Raw genomic sequence first — 21,993 nt, 5'->3', positions numbered from 1 at the left:
GGCCGAGGCCGCCCTGCCCCGCGGCCCGCTCGACGCCGGCCGCCCGCCACGGCGCAGCCCGCGCTGGCTGACCGCGGGCGCCGAACGCCGCGGCCGCCGCGAGCAGCACTGGTCCGCACGGCAGAAATAGCCGCTAAAGCGTTTGTTCGCAGAGCAGATTCACGCCTTCAGGCGATGCCGCCCTGCGGCGATCTGCTCTAGCGCGGCCCGCCGCCGCCCCCTGGACAGCCAGGCCGGCCAGGCTCACGCTCCCCCTGAGCAAGACAAGAGGGGGGGAGCATGTCCGAGCCAGCAGGCCCGCGCACGCTGTTCGAGAAGATCTGGTCCCGCCACCGCGTGACGGAGCGCGAGGACGGCCAGACGCTGCTCTATGTCGGCCGCCATCTGCTGCATGATGGCGGCGCCACCGCCTTCGACGTGCTGCGCAAGCGCGGGCTGAAGCCGCGCGCGCCGGACCGCATCTTCGCCACGCCCGACCACTACGTCTCCACCGCCACCCGCAAGCTGGCGGAGATCGAGGATCCGCGCCACCGCGAGATGGTGGAGAAGCTGGCGCGCAACACGGCGGAGCACGGCATCCGCATGTTCGGCCTGGGCGATCCCAACCAGGGCATCGTGCATGTGGTGGGACCGGAGACCGGGCTCTCCCAGCCTGGCATCCTGCTGGTCTGCGGCGACAGCCACACCTCCACCCATGGCGCCGTCGGCGCGCTGGCCTTCGGCATCGGCAGCACGGAAGTGGCGCATGTGCTGGCGACGCAGACGCTGTGGCAGCGCAAGCCGAAGACCATGCGCATCACGGTGGACGGCACGCTGGGGCCGCAGGTGACGGGGAAGGACGTGATCCTCGCCATCATCGCGCAGATCGGCGCGGCGGGGGCCACGGAGCATGTCATCGAATATGCCGGCAACGCGATCCGCGGGCTCTCGATGGAAGGGCGGCTGACGCTCTGCAACATGTCGATCGAGGCCGGCGGGCGCGCCGGCATGGTGGCACCGGACGAGACCACCTATGCCTATCTGCATGGCCGCCCCTATGCCCCGCAGAGCGCGGAATGGGAGCAGGCCGTGGCCCGGTGGCGGGAGCTGCCGAGCGACGAGGGCGCGGCCTTCGACACCGAGGTGACGGTGGATGGCAGCGCCATCCGGCCCATGGTCACCTGGGGCAACAGCCCGGAGGATGCGCTGCCGATCGACGCCGCGGTGCCGGACCCGGAGAGCGCCGCGGATGCCGAGCGGCGGGCGCAGATGCGTCGGATGCTGGACTATATGGGGCTGACGCCCGGCACGAAGCTGACCGACATCGCCATCGACCGCGTCTTCATCGGCAGCTGCACCAACTCCCGCATCGAGGATCTGCGCGCCGCCGCCGCCGTGGCCGATGGCCGCAAGGTGGCCGAGGGCGTGACCGCCTGGGTGGTGCCGGGCAGCGAGCCGGTGAAGCGCCAGGCGGAAGCCGAGGGGCTGCACGAGGTGTTCCGCCGCGCCGGCTTCGAGTGGCGGGAGCCGGGCTGCTCCATGTGCCTCGGCACCAATGGCGACATCGCCCGGCCGGGGCAGCGCGTCGCCTCCACCTCGAACCGCAATTTCATGGGGCGGCAGGGGCCGGGGGCGCGGACGCATCTGCTGAGCCCGGCCATGGCCGCGGCGGCGGCGGTGACGGGCCGCTTCGCCGATGTGCGCCGGCTGATGGGAGGCTGAGGCGATGGAAGCCTTCGTGACGCTCGATGCCGTGGCGGTGCCGCTGCCGCTGCCGAACATCGACACGGACCAGATCATCCCGGCCCGCTTCCTCTCCCGCCCGCGGGAGGTGAACCATGCGGATTTCCTCTTCCACGACGCGCGGCGGGTGGCCGCGACGGGCGAGCAGAACCCGGAATTCCCGCTGAACCGGGAGCCCTGGCGGGCGGCCCGGGTCATCGTCGCGGGGAAGAATTTCGCCTGCGGCAGCTCCCGCGAAGCCGCCGTCTGGGCGCTGTTCGATGCTGGCTTCCGCTGCGCCATCGCGCCGAGCTTCGGCGACATCTTCCGCAACAACGGCACCAAGAACGGGCTGCTGCCGGTGGTGCTGCCCGCCGCGGTGGTGGAAGACATCCTGGCGCAGCTCGAAGCCTCGCCCGGCGCGCGGATCTTCGTGGACCTGCCGCAGCAGCAGGTGACGGCGCCGGATGGCAGCGTGCACGGCTTCGAGATCGACCCCTTCGCCAAGCATTGCATGCTGAACGGGCTGGACGATTTCGGCGTGACCGCCGCCTATGAGGACGACATCGCCGCCTTCGAACGGCGCTATGGCAGGGAGAATCGCATATGAGGCCGGCCGATTCAGCCCTCCGCGCCATGCGGCGCTCCGACCAGCGGGCATATGCCGTGCCGGCCGCTTCAGCCCTCCGCGCCATGCGGCGCTCCGACCATCGGGCATATGCCGTGCCGGCCGATTCAGCCCTCCGCGCCATGCGGCGCTCCGGCCATCGGGTGGCGTGATGAAAATCGCAGTCCTCGCCGGCGACGGCATCGGGCCGGAGGTGACGGCCCAGGCGGTGAAGGCGCTGCGCGCCATCTCCGCCAATAACGGCCCGCAATTCGAGATGGCGGAGGCGCCGATCGGCGATGCCGCCTTCAACCAGCATGGCGACCCGCTGCCACCGTCCACGGCGGAGATGGCGGCCAAGGCCGACGCCATCCTGTTCGGCGCCGCCGGCACCTATGAGAGCGATCTGCGTCCCGCGGAACAGCGCGGCGGGCATGGGCTGCTGCGGCTGCGCAAGCAGCTTGACCTCTACGCCAATTTCCGGCCGGTCTTTGCCTTCCCGGAACTGCTCGGCGCCTCTTCCCTGAAGCGGGAGGCGATCGAGGGCGTGGATCTGGTGGTGCTGCGGGAGCTGACCTCCGACATCTATTTCGGCACGCCGCGCGGCCGCGGCGTGGAGAACGGGCAGCGCCACGCCTGGAACACCATGCGCTACACGGAGGCCGAGGTGGCGCGGGTGATGCGCGCCGGCTTCGAGGCGGCGCGGAAGCGGCGGCGTCAGCTCTGCTCCGTGGACAAGGCGAATGTGCTGGAAACCAGCCAGCTCTGGCGCGAGGTGGCGATCGAGGTGGCGCGCGACTATCCGGATGTGGAGCTGCGGCACGAATATGTGGATGCCGTCTCCATGCACCTCATCCGCCGGCCGCGCGATTTCGACGTCATCGTGACGGGCAACATCTTCGGCGACATCCTCTCCGATGCCGCAGCGATGCTGACCGGCTCCATCGGCATGCTGCCCTCGGCCTCCCTGAACGGCGAGGGCGTCGGGCTGTTCGAGCCGGTGCATGGCTCGGCGCCGGACATTGCCGGGAAGGATCTGGCGAATCCGCTCGCCTCCATCCTCTCCGCCGCCCTGCTGCTGCGGCACTCGCTGAAGCTGGAGGCGGAGGCGGCGCTGATGGAGAAGGCCGTGCGCCAGGTGTTGGCGGAAGGCTACCGCACCGGCGACATCATGGAGGAGGGCGCGACGCGGCTGGGCACGGAAGCGATGGGCGATGCGGTCGCCCAGGCCATCCTCAAGCTGAAGGGGTGAGGCCATGCTGCGCATCACACGCCGCGCCCTGCTGGGCAGCGCCCTCGCCACCCCCGCCCTGGCACAATCGGACCTCTGGCCGAACCGGCCCATCCGCCTCATCGTCGCCTTCGCCGCCGGCGGGGCGGCGGATACCGCGGCGCGGACCGTGGGGCAGAAGCTGCAGGAGATCATCGGCCAGTCGGTGATCATCGAGAACCGGACCGGCGGCAATGCGGTGATCGCGGCGAATGCCACGCTGCAATCGCCGCGCGACGGCTACACCTTCCTGGTGGATGCGGCGAACCAGCTGACGAACCCGCCGCTGATGAAGGATCTCGGCTTCGACTACCGCACGGCCTTCCTGCCGGTCTCCCAGGTCTGCCTCTTCCCGCAGGTGATCGCGGTGAAGCAGGATTTCCCGGCACGGACGATCGAGGAGTTCATCGCCGCGGCCAAGGCCAGGCCCGCCACCATCAGCTACGGCACGCCGCCGGCGGCGGGCATGGGGCATCTGGCGGGGGAGATGTTCCAGAAGCTCGCGGGCATCCGGCTGATCCACACGCCCTATCGCGGTGGGGCGGATGCGGCGCGGGACATCACGGCGGGGGTGATCGATGCCGTGCTGATCACCACCAATTCCATCCGCCCACCGGTGCAGTCCGGCAAGGCGCGCATGCTGGCGGTGACGAGCCTGAACCGCGTGCCCTCCATCCCCGAGGTGCCGCCGCTGGCGGAGAAGGGCTTCCCCGGCTTCGACATGAATGACTGGAACGGCGTCTTCGCCGCCGCCGGGACGCCGACCGGCATCGTCGTGCGGCTGGCCGAAGCGCTCGGCCAGGCCTGCCGGGATGCCGGGGTGAAGCAGCGGATGGACCCGCTGGGCGCGGTGATGTCCGGCAGCAGCCCGGAGGAATTCGCCCGCTGGCTGGACGGCCAGCGGATGATCTGCGAGCAGGTGATCCGGGAAGCCGGCATTACCTTGGGCTGAACCGAGAGGGGGCGCTGCCGCCTCTCGGGCTCTCCTCTGCCAAGGGCCGAAGGGCCCTTGGAGCTCTTGAGTCGGCAAGTTCAACTCGCTCGCTCCAAACTCCTGGTTTCCAAAGGCCCTTCGGCCTTTGGCGGATGGGGCCTGGGGAAGGCAGCGCCTTCCCCGGATGTCAGGCGAATTCCCCATACCACCGCGCGAAGGCGAGCTCCGCTGCCGGCACGGCGCCATGGAGCATCAGCCCGATGCCGCAGAGCAGGGTGATGGCCGCCAGCACCAGCGCGGTCTCGCCCAGCGAGGCGCCGAACATCACCACATAGCCCAGCCCCTGCTGCGCCGTGACGAACTCACCGATGACGATGCCGAGCAACGCCACGGTCGCCGCGATCTTCAGCCCGGCGAGGAGCTGGGGCACGGCGTAGGGCAGGCGCAGGCTCCAGCTCCAGCCGGAGGGTGTAGATCTCCGCCACATCGGCCGGCGTCACCGGGGAGACGAAATAGCCCTGGCGCGGGGCGGCGCGGAGCGGCCCGTCCTGCGCCAGCCGGTGCAGCGCGGCGCAGCAGGTGGCGCGGCCGAGCTCGTAGCGCCGCATCACCTCCGCCTCGCTCAGCAGGGCGCCGGGCGGAATGCGACAGGACAGCACCTCCGGCCGCAGCAGCGCATAGGCGCGGTCGCTGCGCAGCGCCTGGGCCTCGGTCAGGCCGGACGGGGGTGGGGCGGGCCGATCGGGCGCCTGGTGTAATCAGCGTGGAAAGCCAGCACGGAACCGGCAAGCAGGCAGGAGCCATGCAGTGACCGAATGAACATCATTCATCCTTCGGCATGGCCTAGGACTGTGAAAGCCACCATTTTCCGCCTCAAGCCGCGGCGCCCGGCGCCGCCCCCTGAACGTGAAGACCCTCTCCCATGTGCCGCCTTGCCCTGCTTCTTCCTGGATTGCTCCTCGGCTTCGTGCTGCTCGCCGCCACCCGCACCGGCACCGATGCGCCGCCGGCTCGCCCGAGCAACTGGGCCAACACCCAGCAGCTCAGCGCGCCGCTGACCCGGCCGCCGGTGCAGAACTGGGCAACGCCCTCGCGGTGAGGGGCGACCGGGCGGCGTGCCGCCCGGCCTGGATCGCCACCCCTTGCCAGGCTTGAAGGGACAGGCTGCGGCAGCCGGTCTCGATCAGGCCACCCCTTCGTCCCGCCCGGCCGGGCCGCCTGAAGCGGTTGCGCAACAGCCCGGCCATCCGCGCATGGCTGCCCTGCCGGTGCCCCCTAGGCAGCGCGCCGCTCCGGGTTAGGCTCGCGCGTGGCCTCCTATCTTCGCTCCGCCTTCGCCGGCGCGGCGGCGACCGCCTCCGGCAACGGCATCGCGCGCTTCGCCTATGTCCCGCTCTTCCCCGCCATGGTCTCGGCGGGCTGGGTGAATGGCGGGCAGGCGGGCACCCTCGGCGCCGCGGCGCTGCTCGGCTACCTCATCGGCATCCTCGCCGGGCCGGCCCTGGCGCGGCGGCGCGGCGTGCCCTGGCTGCTGGATGCGGGGATGGCGCTGATCGCCCTCTCCCTGCTGGCCTGCGCCTGGAACGGCGGCTTCCTCTGGCTGCTGCTCTGGCGGACCCTGGCCGGCGTCGCGGGGGGCTGGCTGATGGCGGTCGCCGGGCCGGCCACCCAGGCGAGCGTCGCGGCGCCGGATCGCGGCAAGGCGGGGGGCATCGTCATCGCGGGCGTCGGCATCGGCATCGCCACCGGGGCGGTGGCGGTGCCGGCGCTGCTCGGGGCGGGGCTGCCGGCCACCTGGTTGGGGCTGGCGGCGCTGGTGCTGCTGCTCTGGGTCTTCGCCCATCCCCGTTGGCCGGCGATGGAGCTGCGCGGCGCCGCGGCCGAGGCGCCGCCCCGCGCCCGGCTGCTGATCCTCACCTACGGGCTGCACGGCGCCGGCATGGTGCCGCCCATGGTCTATCTGGCGGATCTCGCGGCGCGCGGCCGGGGCCTCGGCGTCGGCATCGGCGCCGCCATCTGGCTGGTCTTCGGCCTGTTCGGCATTGCCGGCGGCGTGCTGAGCGGGCGGGTGGTGGACCGCATGGGGGCGCGGCGCACCCTGGTGCTCTGGCTCGGCGTGCAGGTGGCGGCGCTGGCCCTGGCCCTGCCGCCGCATGCGGCGCTGATCCTGCCCACCGCCGCGCTCTCCGGCTTCGCCGCGGTCGGCGTCTCGGCCGTGACGCTGGCAGTGACGCGGGAGATGGCGGGGGCGCGGGCCACCGGCCTCTGGGTGCAGGCCACGGCGGGCTTCGCGGTGATGCAGACCGTGATCGGCTTCGCTCTGGCCGCGCTCTTCGCCGCCACGGGGGAGAGCCATGCGGCGGTGTTCGGCGCCGGGCTGGGGTTCTCGGCCGCCGGCTGGGGCGCCGCCGCGCTGGTGGCGAGGCAGGCATGAGCGGCTTCCTTGCCACCGCGCTCTCCGGGGCGGCGGCCACCTGCTCCGGGCTGGGCCTCGCCCGCTTCGCCTATGTGCCGCTCTTCCCCGCCATGGTGGCGGCGGGCTGGGTGGATGGCGGCGGGGCGGGGCTGCTGGGGGCGGCCAACCTCGCCGGCTACCTGGCCGGGGTGCTGGCGGCGCCGCGCCTGGCCCCACGCCTCGGGGTGCGGCGCTGCCTCGCCCTCGGCATGGCGCTGGCGGCGCTGAGCTTCGCCGCCTGCGCCGCCAATCTCGGCCTTGGCTGGTTCGCGCTGTGGCGGGGGCTGTCGGGCCTCGGCGGCGGCTTCCTGATGGGGCTGGCCGGGCCGGCGGTGCTGGCGGTGATCCCGGCGTCGCGGCGCGGCATGGCCAGCGGCATCGTCGTCGCGGGCGTCGGCAGCGGCATCGCCCTCGGCTCCCTGCTGGTGCCCCTGCTGGTGCCGCTGGGCCTGGCCTGGGCCTGGCTGGGGCTGGCGGCGGCGGTGCTGGGCTTCTGGGCCCTGGCGGCGCCGCATTGGCCGAGCCCGCCCGCCATGCCGCCGGCCCGGCCGGGCGCGCGGCCGAAGGCGGCGGCGCTGCTGCTGGCCTATGGCCTCTCCGGCGCCGGGATGGTGGCGCCGATGGTCTATATCGCCGACCTCGCGGCGCGAGGCCTGGGGCTCGGGCTGGGCGCCGGGGCGCTGATCTGGCTGGTCTTCGGCGGCGGCGCCATCTGCGGCACCCTGCTGGGCGGCAGGGCGGCGGACCGCATCGGCGCGGTGCTCGCCTTCCGGCTCTGGCTGGTCGCGCAGCTCGGGGCGCTGGCGCTGGGCCTGGTGCCCGCCGCGCCGGCGCTGCTGGCGGCGGCGGCGCTCGGGGGATTCGCAGGCGTGGGCGTCACCGCCGTGACGCTGGCCCTGGTGCGGCAAAGGGCGGGGGAGCGGGCGGCGGCGCTGTGGAGCGGCACCAGCGCCTCCTACGGCGTCTGCCAGGCGGTGGTGGCCTTCGCCCTGGCGGCCCTCTTCGCGGCCACGGGGGAGAGCCACCAGGCGGTGTTCGGGGCGGGGCTGGTGCTGTCCGCAGGGGCCTTGCTGGTGGCGCTGAAGGTGTGAGGGCAGGAATGGGGGCGCTGCCCCATGCCCCCGCCGGGGCCAGGACCTGGCCCGGACCCCGGTCCGAGTTTGCAGGCTCAGCCGGGGATGCGCACCGGCAGCTCGGTGATGCCGTGGATGAAGGTGGAATAGACGCGCTTCTCCGGCCCGACCATCTCGATCCGCTCGAAGCGCTTCAGGATCTCCTCCCACAGGATCTTCAGCTGCATCTCCGCCAGCCGGTTGCCGACGCAGCGATGGATGCCGAAGCCGAAGGAGAGGTGCTGGCGCGGCCGCTTGCGGTCGATGATGAAGCGGTCGGGCTCTTCGATCGCCGTCTCGTCGCGGTTGCCGGAGATGTACCACATGACGACCTTGTCGCCCTCGCGGATCGTCTGCCCGCCGAACTCCACATCCGCGATGGCGGTGCGGCGCATATGGGCGATCGGCGTCTGATAGCGGATGATCTCCGGCACCATGCTCTCGACCAGCGCGGGGTCGGCGCGCAGCTTGGCGTATTCCTCCGGATTCTGGTTCAGGAACAGCACGCCGCCGCTGATGGAATTCCGCGTGGTGTCGTTGCCGCCGACGATGAGCAGCACGAGGTTCCCCATGAACTCCCGCGGCGACATGTGCCGCGTGGCCGGGGCATGGGCGAGCATGGAGATCAGGTCATTGCCCGGCTCGGCATTCACCCGGGCATTCCACAGGCCCAGAAAGTATTGCAGCATCTCGGCGAAGACGGCCTCGCGCTGCTGCTCATTCTCGATCAGCCCGCCCGGCATGGGCAGCGCCGTCGCGCAATCCGACCAGTAGGAGAGCTTGCGGCGATCCTCCTGCGGAAAGTCGAACAGCGTCGCCAGCATCTGCACCGTCAGCTCGATGGAGACCCTGTCCACCCAGTTGAAGGTCTCGTTGCGCGGCAGGCTGTCCAGGATGCGGCAGGCGCGCTCGCGGATCAGGTGCTCCAGCTTGGCGAGGTTCCCGGGCGCCACGATGGGCTGCACCGCCTTGCGCTGCTCGTCATGCTGCGGCGGGTCCATGGCGATGAACATCGGCAGCCGGAGGTCCTTCGGCCGGTCGCGGATGCTGATGCCGCCGAGGCTGCTCTCCGAGCTGAACACCTTGTGCAGCAGCTCCGCCTGGACGATGTCCTTGTAGGTGGTGATGGACCAGTAGGGGCCGAACATGCTCTCCCGGCAGTAATGCACGGGCGCCTCCCGCCGCAGGCGGGCGAAATAGGGGTGCCAGACATCGTCGCGGAACAGCGCGGGGTCGCTGACATCCAGCTTGTCCAGCGGCGTGGTGGCGGCGATCTCCGCATGGTTCAGATTCACGGGGGCGTTCATTCCGGACTCCTCCCAGGGGCTGGTGCTCGGCGTGGTTCAGGCCGCCGCCCGGTGCCTGCGGCGGAAGCTTGGCATCGCGGGGTGGGCGGTTTCAATGAAACTCGGCCGGCATGGCGGGGGTGCCGCGTAGCGCCTCAGTGCTGCGCTTCCGGCATGCGAACGACGAGGCCGTCCAGCGCCTCGGTGACGCGGATCTGGCAGGAGAGGCGGGAATTCGGCGCGGCCGTCGCGGCGAAGCCCAGCATGCTGCGCTCCTGCTCGCCCGGCGTGCCGCATTGCGGCAGCCAGCTCTCCTCCACATAGACGTGGCAGGTGGCGCAGGCGCATTCGCCGCCGCAATCGGCGTCGATGCCGGGGATGTTGTTCTCCACCGCACCCTGCATCACGGAATGGCCGACCGGCACCTCCACCTGGTGTGCGGTGCCGTCGAACTCGACATAGGTGATGTTCGGCATCACGTGTCCTTCCTGCTGGGGGCAGCCGGGCCCGGGCGGAACCGGGCGGCCAGACCCTTCTGCTTCGCACATTCAGATGTGCGCCGCCTTTGAAAAGGGTTGCAGCGGCTATACGGCCGCGCCCGGCGCGGGGCCGGCGCCGCAGGCGGTCAGGCCTGCCCGGCCGCCAGTTCCTTCAGCGACCGTGCCGGGTCCGCCAGCACCGCCGCCGGCACCTGGCGCTGCTTCGCCACCAGCAGCCGCCCCGCCATGAATTCCGCGGGAGCGTTCACCGCCTCCACCGCCAGCACCGTGTCATCGGCCGCGAGGTGGAAGACGGCGAAGCCCTCCCCTTCCGCCGCGGGGCGCCGCACCGATTGAGCGGGGGCGAAGGCGATGCCGGCCATCTGCAGCCGCAGCGCATACTGGTCCGACCAGAACCAGGGCACTTCCGGCACCGGCGGCGGGCGGCCGCAGATATCGGCGGCGGCCTGCTTCGCCTGCTCCAGCGCGTTGGGCACGGATTCCAGCCGCATGGAGCGGCCGGAGAGCGGCAGCGGCCGATGGGTACAGTCGCCGATGGCGTAGATCGCCGGATCCTCGGTGCGGGCGGCGAGATCGACCAGGATGCCATTGGCGCAGGCGAGGCCGGCGGCGCGGGCCAGCGCCTCCTCCGGCACCGCGCCGATGCCGATCAGCGCCGTGTCGCAAGCAAGGGTGCGACCATCCTTCAGCCGCAGCGCAGCAACCCGCCCGGCCCGGCCCTCCAGCGCCTCCACCTCGGCGCCGAGCAGGATCTCCACCCCCTGGGCGCGGTGATGCTCGGCGAGGTAGGCGGAAAGCGCCTCGCCGGCGACGCGGGCCAGCACCCGGGACTCACGTTCCACCACCGTGACGGTGCAGCCGAGGGCGCGGGCGGAGGCGGCGACCTCGAGCCCGATATAGCCGCCGCCGATGACGGCGAGGTGGGCGCCCGGGGTCAGCGCCGCCTTCAGCGCATCCGCATCCGCGGCGCTGCGCAGCGCCAGCACCCCGGCAAGATCGGCGCCGGGGACGGGCAGTGCGCGGGCGCGGGCGCCGAGGGCCAGGATCAGCCGGTGGTAGGGCAGGCGCTCGCCGGAGGCGAGTTCCACCTCCGCCTCGGCGCGATGGATGGCCACGACGCGCTGGCCGAGCCGGGCCTCGATCTTCTGTTGCTCGTAGAAGCGGGCGGGGCGCAGGGCGAGGCTTTCGGCCGTCGCCTCGCCCTTCAGCCAGGCCTTGGAGAGCGGCGGGCGCTGATAGGGCAGGATGGGCTCCTCCCCCACCAGCACGATGCCCCCCTTCCAGCCATATTGCCGCAGGAAGGCCGCGGCGGCGCCACCGGCATGTCCGGCCCCTGCGATGACGATGGGTCGCTCGGTCACCCGGCTCTGTCCTCCCCTGTATCCGGGCTCAGAGTCCCGCCCGGGGGCGGGGGCGTCAAGGAATGTCGAGATCGGGCAGGCGGTAGCGGTCCTCCGGGTTGTCCCAACCCTTCCAGCGCGGGGCGCGCTTCTCGGCGAAGGCGGCGCGGCTTTCCATGCGGTCGCTGAGGGCACCGTGCTGGTGCAGCTTCTCCGCCAGCTTCTCCTGCGCCGGCGTCGGGCGCGGGCGCATGCGCCGCATCATGTGCACGGTGTTGACGCGGGAGGCGGGGGGCAGGCTGAGCAGATGGCTCGCCATTTCCAGTGCCGTCGGCAGCAGCGCCTCCGGCTCCACCAGCCGGTTCAGGAAGCCGAGTTCGTAGAGGCGTTCGGCGGTGAAGCGGAAGCCGAGGGCCATTTCCATGGCGATCGGGAAGGGCAGGTTGGCGACGGTGCCGTGATTGTAGCCGCCGAGCAGCCAGCGCTTGGCCTCCGAGACCTCGAACACCGTGCCGTGGACGGCGACGCGGAGATCCGTGGCTTCCACCAGCATGAAGCCGCCGCCCATGGCGAAGCCGTTAACCGCGGCGATGACGGGCTTTTCCAGCCTGCCCTCGCGGAAGGGGTCCGGCAGGTCGAGCGCGCGGCCGCCGGGGGCGCCGTCGGCGAGGGATTCCTTCATGTCCTCGCCGGCGCAGAAGCCGCGGCCGGTGCCGGTGAGGATGGCGACCTCGAGCTGAGGGTCGGTCCGGAAGCTGGTCCAGATCTCGGCGAGGCGGGTGCGGAGCTCCTGGTTCAGCGCGTTGAGGCGCTCCGGGCGGTTGAGGCGGACGACCAGGGTCTGGCCATGGGTTTCGGTCTCGACGACGGCCATCTGCATCCTCCGCGTTGTGGTCGTGACGGGGAGGCTAGCGCTGCTTGCCGTTCTGCGACAACGGAGGCCCTGGAAGGCCTTCGACAGAGTCGAAGGCCACCATTGCCCGGGGCCACGGTGCCGCAAGGGGCGGCTCGACGGTGCCGAGCGCGCAGGAGGCGCGCTTCCCGCGGGAAGCGTCAGGTCAGCCGAAGGCGCGCCAGGCCAGCCAGGCGCCGAGCCCCCCCAGCGCCGCCTGCACCATGCGGCGGAACCGCGCCTCCGGCATGCCATGCCGCAGCCGCTGCCCCAGCGCCATGCCGAGGAAGGCCGGCACCACCCCGGCCAGCGAGGCAAGGCCCAGATCCGGCGGCAGCAGCCCATGCCCGGCCATCGCCACGGCCAGCACCCCCGTCACCGCCAGCACGCCCAGGCCGAAGCCCTGCACGAATTGCTGCGGCGAGAGGTGCAGCGCCACCAGCCAGGGCGCCGCCGGCATCAGGAAGCTGCCCGTCATCCCGGCGATGAGGCCGGCCACCGCGCCCATGAGGGGGGATAGCCACCGCTCCTTGGCCGGGCTCGGCACCGGCCAGGGCGGGCCGAGCAGCGCCACCGCACCGGAGGCCAGCAGCAGCAGCCCCAGCAGGCCGGAGAGCAGCGCTGCATCGCTGCGCGCCAGGATATTCGCCCCCGCCAGGCTGCCGAGGCCGGAGGCCAGCAGGAAGCCCCATAGCCGCTGCAGCGCGCTGCGCAGCGCCGGGCCGGCGAAGGCCTGCCAGAGATTGGTCAGCAGGGTGGGCACCAGCATCAGCGCCATCGCCTCGGGCAAGGGGCGGATCAGTGCCAGGAGGCCGAGGGTGACGGTGGGCAGGCCGAAGCCGGCCAGCCCCTTCACCAGCCCGGCCAGGAGGAAGATGGCGGCGACCACGGCCGCGTCGAGCAGGTCGAATCCGGAGAACATGCGGAAAGACTAGGCAGGGTCGGGCCGGAAGGCTTCACCCGGGAGCAAGACATCCGGCCGCCGCCACGTGGTGGGGGTCCCGCGACGCAGGGAGAGGCCACAGGCCGGCAGCAGCAGCAGCCAGGCGATGCGCGCCTGGTAGCGGTGGTGCGGGCCGGAGAGGGCGCCGGTGACGGCGGCATTCGCCAGCAGGCCGAGCAGCACCAGCCAGGCCAGTCCGCGCGCCGTCGGCGCCCCGCGCCAAGCCACCCACAGCGTCAGCCCCAGCCCGGCCAGCAGCAGCGGCAGATGCGGCCGGAGGAAAGGCGCCGCCGCCGCCCGCAGCACCCCGCGCGCCTGGAGGGAGGCGGCGAAGCGCGCCTGCTCCGCCGGCGGAAAGCCCAGCGCCAATTGCCGCCCGACCGAAGGCGCCAGATTCTCCGGCCCCAGCGTATCCCCCACCCGAACCATGAGAAGCTGGCGCCAGGCATTCGCCGCCGCCGCCCGCAGCACCGCCAGGGGCTCCCGCCGCAGGGTCTCGGCGAGGATGGCGGCGGCCTCGGGCGCCAGGCTGATCGGCCCGCCGGGCTGCGCGCCATCCGCCCGTGGGGCCCAGACCGGGCCGGTGCCGGACCACAGGAACTCATCCGAATCGCCCGGCAGCCGCCCGGCCCAGGCGCAGAGATGCCAGCCCACCGCCGGGCAGCGCGCCGCGATGGTGCGGGCGGCCGGGCCATCCGCCACCAGTCGGGAGAGGGCGAAGACCGCGCCATAGGGGGACAGCGCCAGCCGCCCATGGGCCCAGAGATTGCTGCCCAGCAGCAGCGCCACGGCCAGGGCAAGCGGCAGGGCGCAGCGCCCGGCCGCCCGCCAGCCCTGCAGCGTCAGCCCCCCCCGCTGCCAGCGCCAGGCCCAAGGGCAGGTGAGAGGGATGCGCCGCCACCGCCAGCACGAACAGCGCGGCGAGGCCCAGGCGCTCCGCCCGACCCAGCGCCGTCTCGCCGAAGCCCAGCAGAAAGGCCGCCAGCACCAGGGCGGGCGCCAGCCAATCCGGCATCAGCGTGGCGGCGAACCAGGGCGCGGCGCTGCCGGCCGCCAGCAGGGCGCAGAGCGGCATATGCCATCGCACCACCCCTGGCGCCGCTCCTTCTGCGCCCCGGCCGGACGCGACCGGCCGCAGCCAGCCCGTGGGACCGGCAGCCCCCGGCGTGCCTTGCCCGGGCCAGTGATGCTCCGGCCCGGCCGCATGGTCGGCAGCAGCCGATGCACCCTGCCGGGGCCGGGAGTGCTCCGGCCGGGCCGCAGGACCGGCGGCAGCCAATGCACCCCGCCCCGGCCGGGAATGCTTCGGCCAAGCCGCATGGCCGGCGGCAGCCGGTGCGGCCTGTCCCGGCGGTGGATGCTTGGGCGCAGGGCATCCGTCCGCGCGCGGCTGCCCGGCCGAACCGTGCCCCAGCACCCGCAGCACCAGGCGCAGCAGCCAGGACAGCGCCACCCCCTGCACCGCCACCGCCCCCCACAGCGTCCAGCGCCAGTGCAGCAGGTGCAGCGCCGGGCCGAAGACGAAGGGCTTGTCCCAGACCGGCCAGCCCTGCACCGTCTGCGCCAGGAAGGCGCCGGTATCGCTGAAGACGAGCGGATAGCCATTCGGCGCCGCCGGCCAGAGCAGCAGCGCCGCCCCGGCCAGGATGGCGCCGAGCCCCCTCACCCCGGGGCCCGAGGAGCGAACCGGTCCGGGGCGGCTGTGGTGCGCCGGGGGCCGCGTGCCAACGGCGTGCGCTGCGCAAGGCGGCCGGCGGGCGGCCGAGGCAGCCCGCCCCGGCCACGCCCCCCGCCCCGGCCCGGAAAGCGCCCTGCCATCCGCCCCTCCCCGTTCAGGCCCCGGTGGCGTAGAGCTCCACCACATTGCCCTCCGGATCGGCGATGCGGAGCGTCCGGGGCGGCGCGCCGGCGGGGCCCGGCGCATCCAGCACCGCGACGCGGGCGGTCAGCATCCGGCGGTGCCAGCGATCCAGCTCGTCATCCGGCACGGGGAAGGCGAGCAGCGCGCCGGGCTCGGGGCGCGCATTGGCCGGGAACAGCGCGTCGCCGCGCGGGCGCAGCACCAGCTCCACCCCGCCGAGCGCGAAGCGCGGCACGCCATCCGTGCCCAGCGTCGGCTTCAGGCCGAGGATGCCGCCAAAGAAGGCCTGCTGCCGCCGCGGGTCGCGACAGGCCAGCTCCACCCGCGCCAGAGGCCCGAGAGTCATGCAGCGTCCCAGCGGGCGGCGGCCGCGTCGTCGGACTCCTTAGCCTCCACCCAGCGCTCCCGCCCATCGGCGAATTCCTCGCGCTTCCAGAAGGGGGCGCGGGTCTTCAGCCAGTCGATCAGGAAGGCGCAGCTCTCGAGCGCCGCGGCGCGGTGGGAGGAGGCGGTGAGGACGAGGACGATCGGCGCCCCCGGCGGCAGCCGGCCGATGCGGTGGATGACGGTGCAGCCGGTCAGCGGCCAGCGGGCGCAGGCCTCGGCGGCGATGCGGGCGATCGCGCGCTCCGTCATGCCGGGGTAGTGCTCCAGCACCAGGGCGGCGAGCCCGTCATCCGCCCGGCAGAGCCCGACGAAGCTGGCGAGGCCGCCGACATCCTCCCGCCCCGCGGTCAGGGCGGCGGTCTCCTCGGCCAGGTCGAAAGGCGCTTCCTGGATACGGATGCTCGGGGTCATGCCTAGCCGCCCGTCACCGGCGGGAAGAAGGCCACCTCATCGCCCGCGGCCAGCGCCTGGTCCGGCCGGGCGAATTCCTGGTTCACCGCGGCGCGGATCGTCCTGGCATTGGCGAAGGCCTCGGCATGGCCAGGGCTCTGCGCCGCCAGCCAGGCCATGAGGCCGGCGACGTCGCGCACCTCGGCGGGGGGCGCCACCTCCTCCTCGGCCTTGCCGACCTTCTGCCGCACCCAGGCGAAATACAGCACGCGCATCGGGGCTACCGCGGCGCCGGCACCACCTGCGTGCCGCTCGGCGTGGTGAGGGTGATGAAATTGCCGTCCCGCACCGCGGTGCCGCTGCCGTCCGGCCCGTTGACGCTCTGCACCCGGTCGGTGCCGCCGGAAGTGGTGTAGGTGCCGCGGGGGGACTGGATCACCTGGCCGGCATCGCTACGCGAGGGCGGCGCGACGGGCGGCAGGATCGGCGCCGGGGCCCGCAGGTTCAGGTCGGGCGGCGCCGGGCGGACCGGCGGCGGATCCTGGGGCTGCCACTGGGAACGGCCGACGGGGGCGGATTGGCGGTCCAGCTCCCCGGGGCGGTAGGTGGGGATGTTGCGCAGCGCGGCATCCGGGTTGGCGAGGGTGGCGCGCGGCGCCTCCTCGGCCGGCCAGACATCGCCCGGCTCCGGCTGCAGGGAGGCGGTGGCGGTGGCGACGCCGCGCACGCGGTCGATGGTGCTGCCCTCGCCGGGCGGGGTCGCGCGCATGCTGCCCCAGGGGGCGCCGATCCGCGCCCCGGCCTCCGAGATGCCATCGGCCACTGCATAGGTGCCACGATCGACCGGCCCACAGGCCCCGAGCGCCAGCGCCACAGCCAGTGCCGCCCCGGCGGGGGCCTTCCATCCGTGCTTGCCTCGCATGGCGAACTCCTCGACTCCGGAAACGCCCGGGGATGGGCGAAAGATGTGTCCGCGCCGGCCCGGCCTCAAGGGCGGACCGCCGGGCCGGGACGGGGGCCGTCCTCCGCCCCGGCGTGGCGCAGCCCGGCGGTAAGATAGTCCCAGCCGGTCAACAAAGTGAGTGCGGCGGCGGTCCAGAGCATCGCCTCCCCGATCACGGAGACGGGGAGGACGCCGAGGCCGAGCACGGCGGCGCCGCTATCCCCGGCCAGCAGCGTGCCGAGGGCGCCCATCTGGAAGCCGGTCTTCCACTTGGCAAGCGGCGTGACCGGCAGCCCGACCCGCAGCTGGGCAAGGTATTCCCGCAGGCCGGAGACCAGGATCTCCCGCAGCAGGATGAGGATGGCGGGGTAGAGGGCGAGGCCGCCGCCCAGCCGGTCGAACCCCGCCAGCAGCATGAGGGCGGCGCCGACCAGCAGCTTGTCCGCGATGGGGTCCAGCATGCGGCCGAAGCCGGAGACCGCCTGGCGGCGGCGGGCGATCTTGCCGTCGAAGTAGTCGGTGATGGCGGCGGCGGAGAAGACGACGCAGGCGGCCAGATCCGCCCAGGGCTGCCGCAGCGCCACCATCGCCACCAGCAGCGGGATGGCGGCGATGCGGGAGAGTGTCAGCAGGTTGGGCAGGTCGGTCGGCATGGTGCGGCGGCAGTCATGGCTGAGGCGCCGCGGCGGGGCAAGTGTGCCTGCGGCGCAACCGGCATGGGGCATGTTCCGGAGACGCGGGCGCGCCGGTGGCCATCCCCCCGGCCGCACCGCCATGCTGCCGCCGGCGGGCGCGCCGTCGCCACCCTCGGCGAGGCCTGCCTTCGGCAACCGCCCGCGGGTGGGCGGCGAAGCCGGCGTGGATCGGTTCCGCGATGGCCGAAAAGCAATGGCCGGGCGGCGGCGGTCTCCGCCAGGGGCTGAAGCCGTCTCGCGGACCGGGCGGCCGCACCGTGCAGGCAGGGATCGCAGCCGGGCAGGATACCGGGCCGAGGCCGGGCCCGGCGGCGATTCCGCGCCGGCGGAGACAGGTCCGGAGCCATGGACCGGGCCTCGCCGGCCGCCGCCCGGGCTGCGCCGGTGGCAGCGCTGGCCCGGCCCCGGCCGGCGGGTGTGGACGCGATCCGGCAGCTTTGCCGCGGCAAAGCCCCGGCTTCGTTCCCCCTGTGGCAGCCTGGCGCCGGCATGAACTAATTTGCACTTGCGACGCATTCTCAATTAACCTATCCCGTACCGGCCACAGCGGAGCTTTCCCAATGGGCCGAATCCTCACCTTCGCCCCGCGCATCCTGCGTCAGGAGCCCCCGACCACGGCCAATCTCCGCCCCGCGGAGTCCATCCTGCTGCTTGCCCTGCGCTGGTGGGTGGCGGATCTCCGCCAGGGCGGCGACCCCACCGGGCGGCTGCGCCATGCCCTGGCCATGGCCGCCCTGCCTGCCCCCGCCGCCGATGCCGTGGACGGCTTCATGCGCAGCGTCGCGCGCGGCGCGCGGCGGCAGATCGAGATCCACGCGCCGCGCTGCCCCTGCCTGGCGGCGGATGAGGCGCAATTCCTGCGCGCGGCGCGCCTGGCGCAGATCGGCGAGGCAGCGGCGACGGCAGGCTGCCTGAGCGAAGACATGCTGGCGCCGGAGGCGGCGGCGCTGGCGGCCGGCGCCCTCGCGGGCCTCGGCCAGATCTTCGCGGTCTCCGGGCTGCGCTTCTCGGCCAGCCCGCCGATACCCACGGCACCGGAGCCCGAGGCAGCGGAGGACTCCAAGACCGAGGGCTGGCGGCTGCCGCCCTGGACCGTGCTGCACTGAGCGGGGGGCAGGATGGAACGGCATCATTCCCTGGGCGTCGCCACGCTGGTGGCGCTGATGGCGCTGGACCGGCTGGCCGCCGCCCCGGCGCGGCGCGAGGGTGGGGCCAGGCCGGTCCCCCGCCGCGCCCCGCCTCCCCGCCCGGCGACGGAGCAGGCCCGGCCGGCAGCGGCGCGGCCACGCCCGGCGGCGAAGGCGCCGGCCTGAGACAGCGAGGCCGGGCGGGGGGGCCTCGCCCTCGGGCGGGTTTCGCGCCATCTTCCGGCTCCACGCAGCAGACAGAGCGGGAGGAAGGCCGGATGGCCGCTTCATTCACCAGCATCGGCACCAGCACCGAGGGCGCCGTCGCCGTCGTCGAGATTCAGCGGCCGCCGCATAATTTCTTCGACACCGTGCTGATCCGCGAGATCGCCACGGCCTTCGACGCCGCGGATGCCAACCCCGCCATCCGCGCCGTGCTGCTCTGCGCCCAGGGCAAGTCCTTCTGCGCCGGCGCGAATTTCGCCAACCGGCGGGAAGACGGGACGGAGGAAGGCGCGGTGCCCGTCGGCGGGCCGGTGCAGCACCTCTATAAGGAAGCGGTCCGGCTGTTCCGGGCGAAGAAGCCGATCGTCGCCGCGGTGCAGGGGCCGGCGATCGGCGGCGGGCTCGGCCTCGCCTGCGTCGCGGATTTCCGCGTGGCGGCGCCGGAGGCGCGGTTCAGCGCCAATTTCACCCGGCTCGGCTTCCATCCCGGCTTCGGGCTGACGGAGACGCTGCCGCGCCTCGTCGGCCAGCAGCAGGCGGCGCTGATGTTCTATACCGGCCGCCGCATCAACGGCGAGGAAGCGGTGCGCATCGGCCTGGCCGAGCTGCTGGCGCCGCTGGAGCAGCTCCGCACCGTCGCGCTGGACCTGGCGCGGGAGATCGCCGAGTCCTCGCCGCTCGGCGTGGTGGCGACGCGGGAGACGATGCGCCGCGGCCTGGCCGATGCGGTGGAGCGCGCGACCGAGCGCGAGCTGGTGGAGCAGGACTGGCTGCGCAAGACCGCCGATTTCCGCGAGGGCGTGAAGGCGACGGCGGAGCGGCGGCCGGCGAACTGGCAGGGGCGCTGAGAGCGCTCGCCCGGCCTCCGGTCGCGCCTGCGGCAGCATCGCCGCAGGGGCGCAGCGCAGCCGGGCGAGGCAGCGGCGCATGCGCGCTTGCGGTGGGATGGCCGCAGACGCGGCTGCGGGACCGGGTCATGGCCCGGCGTCTGGGCGATATCGCCGCGGGCGAAGTCCGCGACCGGGCGAGGCGCCGGAGCGGGGCGCCTGGATGCGGATATGCGTTCCCGCTCCGGTGTCGCCCGGAGCGGGCGCTTGGCGCACACCGATTGCTAACGCCGCCCGGCCATGATGACGCCATGTCCCGCCATGGCCTTCTCCTTCTGCTTGTCCTGGCTGCCGCGCCGGCCGCGGCCGAGGTGCCGGATACCGGCATGCGCTGCCTCGTCCGGATCGGGGAGCAGCCCGACGACCAGGGGCTGGAGGCCAGCATCGCCGAACGCCTCGCGCTGGAACGCTGCAGCCGCGGCGACGTGCTCTTCCTGCAATACATCCCGCACACGATACCGCCGCTCTTCCTCGCCTCCGCGCTCTGCGACTTCCGGCAGCAGGTCGTCATCCGCGAATACCCGACGCATCTCTTCGGGCACATGACGAACCTCGCCTGCGTCTATGCCGGGCACCACCGCCGGGACCATTGACGCCGGCCTCCGGGCCGGCTCCCGCGCCGAAGGCGGGAGCGGGGCTGCCCCTCGCGCCGCGAGGCGGGGTCAGGCCCGGGCGGTGCCGCCCTATCGCTGCGCGGCCATGGCGGCCAGGAAATTCGCCGCGGACTCCTCGGCCACCCGGAACCACCAGGGCCTGTCAGGGACTGGGCGAGGCGGAGGGCTGGCGAGGGATTTTTTTAGTTGGGCAGGGGGCGCCGCAGCCAAGGCGGGCTGCCTTGGCAAGCCGACCGCCGCCCCCGATGCGAAAACGACCCGCCAGACCGCCCCGAGGCCCATTCCCTAACAGGCCCCAGGCCTGCTCTGGGCGGAGCCTGTCCCAATGCTCATGGATCCGCCTGACGCGCCGAGTCTGCCTGCCGCGCTCGACATGCAGCCGCTAGAGCAGATCGCCGTAGGGCGGCATCGCCCGAAGGCGTGAATCTGCTCTGCAACCAAAGGCGTAGAGCGTTTTCGGTGAACGCATGTAAACCGAAAACGCTCTAGTGTTTCCGGTGGCCTGCCACTCTCCCGATCGGGTAAGGTCCGGGCCGGGAAGAGGCGGGACACCAGCGCCACTCCGGGCGCCCGGGGGTCGGCCGGCGGGAGGCGGGGCCGCCGCCGCAACCATTATCGTGGCCACAACCGGGCGAGTCCGGCCAGCAGCGCGGCCAGCGCCGCGGCCAGGGCAGGCACGGCCACCGCATCATCCCCGGCCCGCGCGTCCAGCAGCGCCCCCAGCACCGCGCCGCCGACCAGCGCGCCCCAGGCGGCGAGCTGGCTGGCCCAGGCGGCATGCGGCCCGGCGCCGGCCAGCGCGGCGACCAGGGCCTCCGCGAAGCGCGTCAGCGCCCCGGTGACGAAGGTGATGCCGCCGACGCCGGGCAGGGCGAGGTTCAGCGCCCCCATGGCCGGCACCATGGCCCAGGCGGCCGGCGGCAGCTCGCCCCCCACCCAGGGCAGCCCCCAGGCGGCCAGCAGCAGTGCGGCGACCAGCGCCAGCACCGCCGGGCCGCGCCACCTCCCGGCCAGCCGCCCCAGCACGGCCCCCGCCAGTGCCCCGGCGGCGAACAGCGCGACGACCAGGCCAAGCTCCACCGCGCGCGCCGCCTCGCCCCCCGCCAGGGCCACGGCGAACATGGTGCTGGTGCCGCTCATGAAGCTCACGAACAGCTCCTGCAGCCGCAGCCAGCCGATGGCATCGACGCAACCGCCGATCGCCACCAGCGGCACCGCCAGCCAGGGCCGCCAGGCCGCCGCCATCCCCAATCCCCCTTTGGTCACGGGCCTTTCACCGCCCGGCAATCCGGATTACATGCCGGCGATTTCGTCGAGGAGCCAGTCATGAACCGCCGCCTGCTGCTGGGCGCCGCCCCGGTCGCGCTCGCCACCCCCGCGCTCGCCCAGTCCAGCCCGGAGGTTCGCTGGCGCATCTCCTCCGCCTTCCCGCGCAACCTGGACGTGCTGTTCGGCACCGGCGAGCGGATCGCGCAGCGGGTGGCGCAGCTCACGGAGAACCGCTTCCAGATCCGCTTCTTCCCGGCCGGCGAGATCGTGCCCGGGCTGCAGGTGCTGGACGCGGTGCAGGCCGGCACCATCGAGGGCGGCCACACCCCGGTCTACTACTACACCGGCAAGGACCCCTCCTTCGCCTTCTTCACCGCCCTGCCCTTCGGGCTGAACGCCCGGCAGAACCTGGCCTGGCTGCAATATGGCGGCGGCAACGAGCTGGCGGCGGAGCTGTTCCGCGACTACGGCATCGTCGGCTTCCCGGCGGGCGACACCGGCGCCCAGACGGGCGGCTGGTTCCGCAACGAAATCAAGAGCCTGGACGAGCTGAAA

26 protein-coding genes are annotated in these 21,993 nt (G+C 73.2%); 12 read left to right on the top strand and 14 right to left on the bottom strand.

Going from position 1 to position 21,993, the window contains the following annotated elements; translation table 11 throughout:
- The first annotated feature begins 279 nt into the window (after positions 1-279).
- The 4 genes from leuC (at position 280) to NJ376_RS16845 (ending at position 4,530) form a co-directional block, all read left to right on the top strand.
- The gene (gene leuC, locus NJ376_RS16860) at positions 280-1,701 is read left to right on the top strand and encodes a 3-isopropylmalate dehydratase large subunit (RefSeq protein ID WP_252954452.1); all 1,422 of its coding nucleotides are present in this window, start codon (positions 280-282) and stop codon (positions 1,699-1,701) included.
- A 4-nt stretch (positions 1,702-1,705) separates the two neighbouring features.
- The gene (gene leuD / locus NJ376_RS16855; protein ID WP_252954451.1) at positions 1,706-2,311 is read left to right on the top strand and encodes a 3-isopropylmalate dehydratase small subunit; all 606 of its coding nucleotides are present in this window, start codon (positions 1,706-1,708) and stop codon (positions 2,309-2,311) included.
- Between the two features lie 169 nt (positions 2,312-2,480).
- Entirely contained in the window at positions 2,481-3,560 is a 1,080-nt protein-coding gene (gene leuB / locus NJ376_RS16850; protein WP_252954450.1) for a 3-isopropylmalate dehydrogenase, read from the top strand.
- A 4-nt stretch (positions 3,561-3,564) separates the two neighbouring features.
- Positions 3,565-4,530 (top strand): Bug family tripartite tricarboxylate transporter substrate binding protein, encoded by a 966-nt coding sequence (locus tag NJ376_RS16845; protein ID WP_252954449.1) that lies wholly within the window; start codon positions 3,565-3,567, stop codon positions 4,528-4,530.
- A 169-nt stretch (positions 4,531-4,699) separates the two neighbouring features.
- Here the strand turns inward: NJ376_RS16845 and NJ376_RS16840 are convergent, their stop codons facing one another.
- Positions 4,700-4,942: a hypothetical protein gene (locus NJ376_RS16840; RefSeq protein ID WP_370288351.1), complete on the bottom strand. Its 243-nt coding sequence runs from the start codon at positions 4,940-4,942 to the stop codon at positions 4,700-4,702.
- Positions 4,875-5,210, bottom strand: a complete 336-nt coding sequence (locus NJ376_RS16835; protein ID WP_256476408.1) for a GntR family transcriptional regulator — start codon at positions 5,208-5,210, stop codon at positions 4,875-4,877. The genes NJ376_RS16840 and NJ376_RS16835 overlap by 68 nt, the downstream gene beginning before the upstream one ends.
- A gap of 224 nt (positions 5,211-5,434) precedes the next feature.
- On the opposite strand from NJ376_RS16835, the gene NJ376_RS16830 reads away from it, so the two are divergent.
- The 3 genes from NJ376_RS16830 to NJ376_RS16820 all read left to right on the top strand — a co-directional run bounded on the left by NJ376_RS16830 (position 5,435) and on the right by NJ376_RS16820 (position 8,058).
- On the top strand, positions 5,435-5,611 hold the full coding sequence (locus tag NJ376_RS16830; protein WP_252954446.1) for a hypothetical protein: 177 nt from the start codon (positions 5,435-5,437) through the stop codon (positions 5,609-5,611).
- 210 nt (positions 5,612-5,821) lie between these two features.
- Complete coding sequence (locus NJ376_RS16825; protein ID WP_252954445.1) at positions 5,822-6,946, top strand: YbfB/YjiJ family MFS transporter; 1,125 nt, start codon at positions 5,822-5,824, stop codon at positions 6,944-6,946.
- Positions 6,943-8,058 (top strand): YbfB/YjiJ family MFS transporter, encoded by a 1,116-nt coding sequence (locus tag NJ376_RS16820; protein ID WP_252954444.1) that lies wholly within the window; start codon positions 6,943-6,945, stop codon positions 8,056-8,058. The genes NJ376_RS16825 and NJ376_RS16820 overlap by 4 nt, the downstream gene beginning before the upstream one ends.
- Positions 8,059-8,135: 77 nt before the next feature.
- Here NJ376_RS16820 and NJ376_RS16815 read toward each other — a convergent pair whose 3' ends face one another.
- The 11 genes from NJ376_RS16815 to pgsA form a co-directional block, all read right to left on the bottom strand.
- Positions 8,136-9,386 (bottom strand): cytochrome P450, encoded by a 1,251-nt coding sequence (locus NJ376_RS16815; protein WP_252954443.1) that lies wholly within the window; start codon positions 9,384-9,386, stop codon positions 8,136-8,138.
- A 134-nt stretch (positions 9,387-9,520) separates the two neighbouring features.
- Positions 9,521-9,841 (bottom strand): 2Fe-2S iron-sulfur cluster-binding protein, encoded by a 321-nt coding sequence (locus tag NJ376_RS16810; RefSeq protein WP_252954442.1) that lies wholly within the window; start codon positions 9,839-9,841, stop codon positions 9,521-9,523.
- A 149-nt stretch (positions 9,842-9,990) separates the two neighbouring features.
- Positions 9,991-11,226, bottom strand: coding sequence for an NAD(P)/FAD-dependent oxidoreductase (locus tag NJ376_RS16805; protein ID WP_252954441.1), 1,236 nt, complete (start codon positions 11,224-11,226; stop codon positions 9,991-9,993).
- 55 nt (positions 11,227-11,281) lie between these two features.
- A complete protein-coding gene (locus tag NJ376_RS16800) occupies positions 11,282-12,079 on the bottom strand; it encodes an enoyl-CoA hydratase/isomerase family protein (RefSeq protein ID WP_252954440.1) in 798 nt (265 codons plus the stop codon).
- Between the two features lie 184 nt (positions 12,080-12,263).
- Complete coding sequence (locus NJ376_RS16795; RefSeq protein WP_252954439.1) at positions 12,264-13,019, bottom strand: sulfite exporter TauE/SafE family protein; 756 nt, start codon at positions 13,017-13,019, stop codon at positions 12,264-12,266.
- A gap of 9 nt (positions 13,020-13,028) precedes the next feature.
- Positions 13,029-13,829, bottom strand: coding sequence for a hypothetical protein (locus NJ376_RS16790; RefSeq protein ID WP_252954438.1), 801 nt, complete (start codon positions 13,827-13,829; stop codon positions 13,029-13,031).
- Between the two features lie 1,043 nt (positions 13,830-14,872).
- On the bottom strand, positions 14,873-15,247 hold the full coding sequence (locus NJ376_RS16785) for a VOC family protein (protein WP_252954437.1): 375 nt from the start codon (positions 15,245-15,247) through the stop codon (positions 14,873-14,875).
- Entirely contained in the window at positions 15,244-15,699 is a 456-nt protein-coding gene (locus tag NJ376_RS16780; RefSeq protein WP_252954436.1) for a molybdenum cofactor biosynthesis protein MoaE, read from the bottom strand. The genes NJ376_RS16785 and NJ376_RS16780 overlap by 4 nt, the downstream gene beginning before the upstream one ends.
- A 2-nt stretch (positions 15,700-15,701) precedes the next feature.
- Entirely contained in the window at positions 15,702-15,953 is a 252-nt protein-coding gene (gene moaD / locus NJ376_RS16775) for a molybdopterin converting factor subunit 1 (protein ID WP_252954435.1), read from the bottom strand.
- Positions 15,954-15,958: 5 nt separating this feature from the next.
- On the bottom strand, positions 15,959-16,600 hold the full coding sequence (locus tag NJ376_RS16770) for a hypothetical protein (RefSeq protein WP_252954434.1): 642 nt from the start codon (positions 16,598-16,600) through the stop codon (positions 15,959-15,961).
- Between the two features lie 65 nt (positions 16,601-16,665).
- On the bottom strand, positions 16,666-17,274 hold the full coding sequence (gene pgsA / locus NJ376_RS16765) for a CDP-diacylglycerol--glycerol-3-phosphate 3-phosphatidyltransferase (protein ID WP_252954433.1): 609 nt from the start codon (positions 17,272-17,274) through the stop codon (positions 16,666-16,668).
- Positions 17,275-17,876: 602 nt separating this feature from the next.
- Between pgsA and NJ376_RS16760 the strand changes: the two genes are divergently transcribed.
- The 4 genes from NJ376_RS16760 to NJ376_RS16745 all read left to right on the top strand — a co-directional run bounded on the left by NJ376_RS16760 (position 17,877) and on the right by NJ376_RS16745 (position 20,148).
- A complete protein-coding gene (locus NJ376_RS16760) occupies positions 17,877-18,422 on the top strand; it encodes a hypothetical protein (protein ID WP_252954432.1) in 546 nt (181 codons plus the stop codon).
- Positions 18,423-18,434: 12 nt separating this feature from the next.
- On the top strand, positions 18,435-18,629 hold the full coding sequence (locus tag NJ376_RS16755) for a hypothetical protein (protein WP_252954431.1): 195 nt from the start codon (positions 18,435-18,437) through the stop codon (positions 18,627-18,629).
- A gap of 92 nt (positions 18,630-18,721) precedes the next feature.
- Positions 18,722-19,516, top strand: coding sequence for an enoyl-CoA hydratase/isomerase family protein (locus tag NJ376_RS16750; RefSeq protein ID WP_252954430.1), 795 nt, complete (start codon positions 18,722-18,724; stop codon positions 19,514-19,516).
- A 290-nt stretch (positions 19,517-19,806) separates the two neighbouring features.
- Positions 19,807-20,148, top strand: a complete 342-nt coding sequence (locus NJ376_RS16745; protein ID WP_252954429.1) for a hypothetical protein — start codon at positions 19,807-19,809, stop codon at positions 20,146-20,148.
- Positions 20,149-20,781: 633 nt separating this feature from the next.
- Here the strand turns inward: NJ376_RS16745 and NJ376_RS16740 are convergent.
- The gene (locus NJ376_RS16740) at positions 20,782-21,435 is read right to left on the bottom strand and encodes a DUF1275 family protein (protein WP_252954428.1); all 654 of its coding nucleotides are present in this window, start codon (positions 21,433-21,435) and stop codon (positions 20,782-20,784) included.
- 60 nt (positions 21,436-21,495) lie between these two features.
- Here NJ376_RS16740 and NJ376_RS16735 point away from each other — a divergent pair.
- A partial coding sequence (locus NJ376_RS16735) for a TRAP transporter substrate-binding protein (protein WP_370288343.1) occupies positions 21,496-21,993 on the top strand: 498 nt, incomplete at its 3' end.

This window comes from Siccirubricoccus soli, from assembly GCF_024178315.1.
GTDB lineage: Bacteria > Pseudomonadota > Alphaproteobacteria > Acetobacterales > Acetobacteraceae > Siccirubricoccus > Siccirubricoccus soli.
The sequence above is the reverse complement of the archived record's forward strand: the minus strand, read 5'-3'. Positions and strand labels throughout refer to the sequence as shown.

Excerpts from the sequence above, each read along its gene's own strand:
- moaD (WP_252954435.1), bottom strand. The coding sequence starts at position 15,953 with ATGCGCGTGCTGTATTTCGCCTGGGTGCGGCAGAAGGTCGGCAAGGCC.
- NJ376_RS16760 (WP_252954432.1), top strand. The coding sequence starts at position 17,877 with ATGGGCCGAATCCTCACCTTCGCCCCGCGCATCCTGCGTCAGGAGCCC.
- NJ376_RS16820 (WP_252954444.1), top strand. The coding sequence starts at position 6,943 with ATGAGCGGCTTCCTTGCCACCGCGCTCTCCGGGGCGGCGGCCACCTGC.
- NJ376_RS16755 (WP_252954431.1), top strand. The coding sequence starts at position 18,435 with ATGGAACGGCATCATTCCCTGGGCGTCGCCACGCTGGTGGCGCTGATG.
- NJ376_RS16830 (WP_252954446.1), top strand. The coding sequence starts at position 5,435 with ATGTGCCGCCTTGCCCTGCTTCTTCCTGGATTGCTCCTCGGCTTCGTG.
- NJ376_RS16770 (WP_252954434.1), bottom strand. The coding sequence starts at position 16,600 with ATGCGAGGCAAGCACGGATGGAAGGCCCCCGCCGGGGCGGCACTGGCT.
- NJ376_RS16750 (WP_252954430.1), top strand. The coding sequence starts at position 18,722 with ATGGCCGCTTCATTCACCAGCATCGGCACCAGCACCGAGGGCGCCGTC.
- NJ376_RS16745 (WP_252954429.1), top strand. The coding sequence starts at position 19,807 with ATGTCCCGCCATGGCCTTCTCCTTCTGCTTGTCCTGGCTGCCGCGCCG.
- NJ376_RS16810 (WP_252954442.1), bottom strand. The coding sequence starts at position 9,841 with ATGCCGAACATCACCTATGTCGAGTTCGACGGCACCGCACACCAGGTG.
- leuD (WP_252954451.1), top strand. The coding sequence starts at position 1,706 with ATGGAAGCCTTCGTGACGCTCGATGCCGTGGCGGTGCCGCTGCCGCTG.
- pgsA (WP_252954433.1), bottom strand. The coding sequence starts at position 17,274 with ATGCCGACCGACCTGCCCAACCTGCTGACACTCTCCCGCATCGCCGCC.
- NJ376_RS16845 (WP_252954449.1), top strand. The coding sequence starts at position 3,565 with ATGCTGCGCATCACACGCCGCGCCCTGCTGGGCAGCGCCCTCGCCACC.
- NJ376_RS16780 (WP_252954436.1), bottom strand. The coding sequence starts at position 15,699 with ATGACCCCGAGCATCCGTATCCAGGAAGCGCCTTTCGACCTGGCCGAG.
- NJ376_RS16800 (WP_252954440.1), bottom strand. The coding sequence starts at position 12,079 with ATGGCCGTCGTCGAGACCGAAACCCATGGCCAGACCCTGGTCGTCCGC.
- NJ376_RS16795 (WP_252954439.1), bottom strand. The coding sequence starts at position 13,019 with ATGTTCTCCGGATTCGACCTGCTCGACGCGGCCGTGGTCGCCGCCATC.
- leuB (WP_252954450.1), top strand. The coding sequence starts at position 2,481 with ATGAAAATCGCAGTCCTCGCCGGCGACGGCATCGGGCCGGAGGTGACG.
- leuC (WP_252954452.1), top strand. The coding sequence starts at position 280 with ATGTCCGAGCCAGCAGGCCCGCGCACGCTGTTCGAGAAGATCTGGTCC.
- NJ376_RS16785 (WP_252954437.1), bottom strand. The coding sequence starts at position 15,247 with ATGACTCTCGGGCCTCTGGCGCGGGTGGAGCTGGCCTGTCGCGACCCG.
- NJ376_RS16815 (WP_252954443.1), bottom strand. The coding sequence starts at position 9,386 with ATGAACGCCCCCGTGAATCTGAACCATGCGGAGATCGCCGCCACCACG.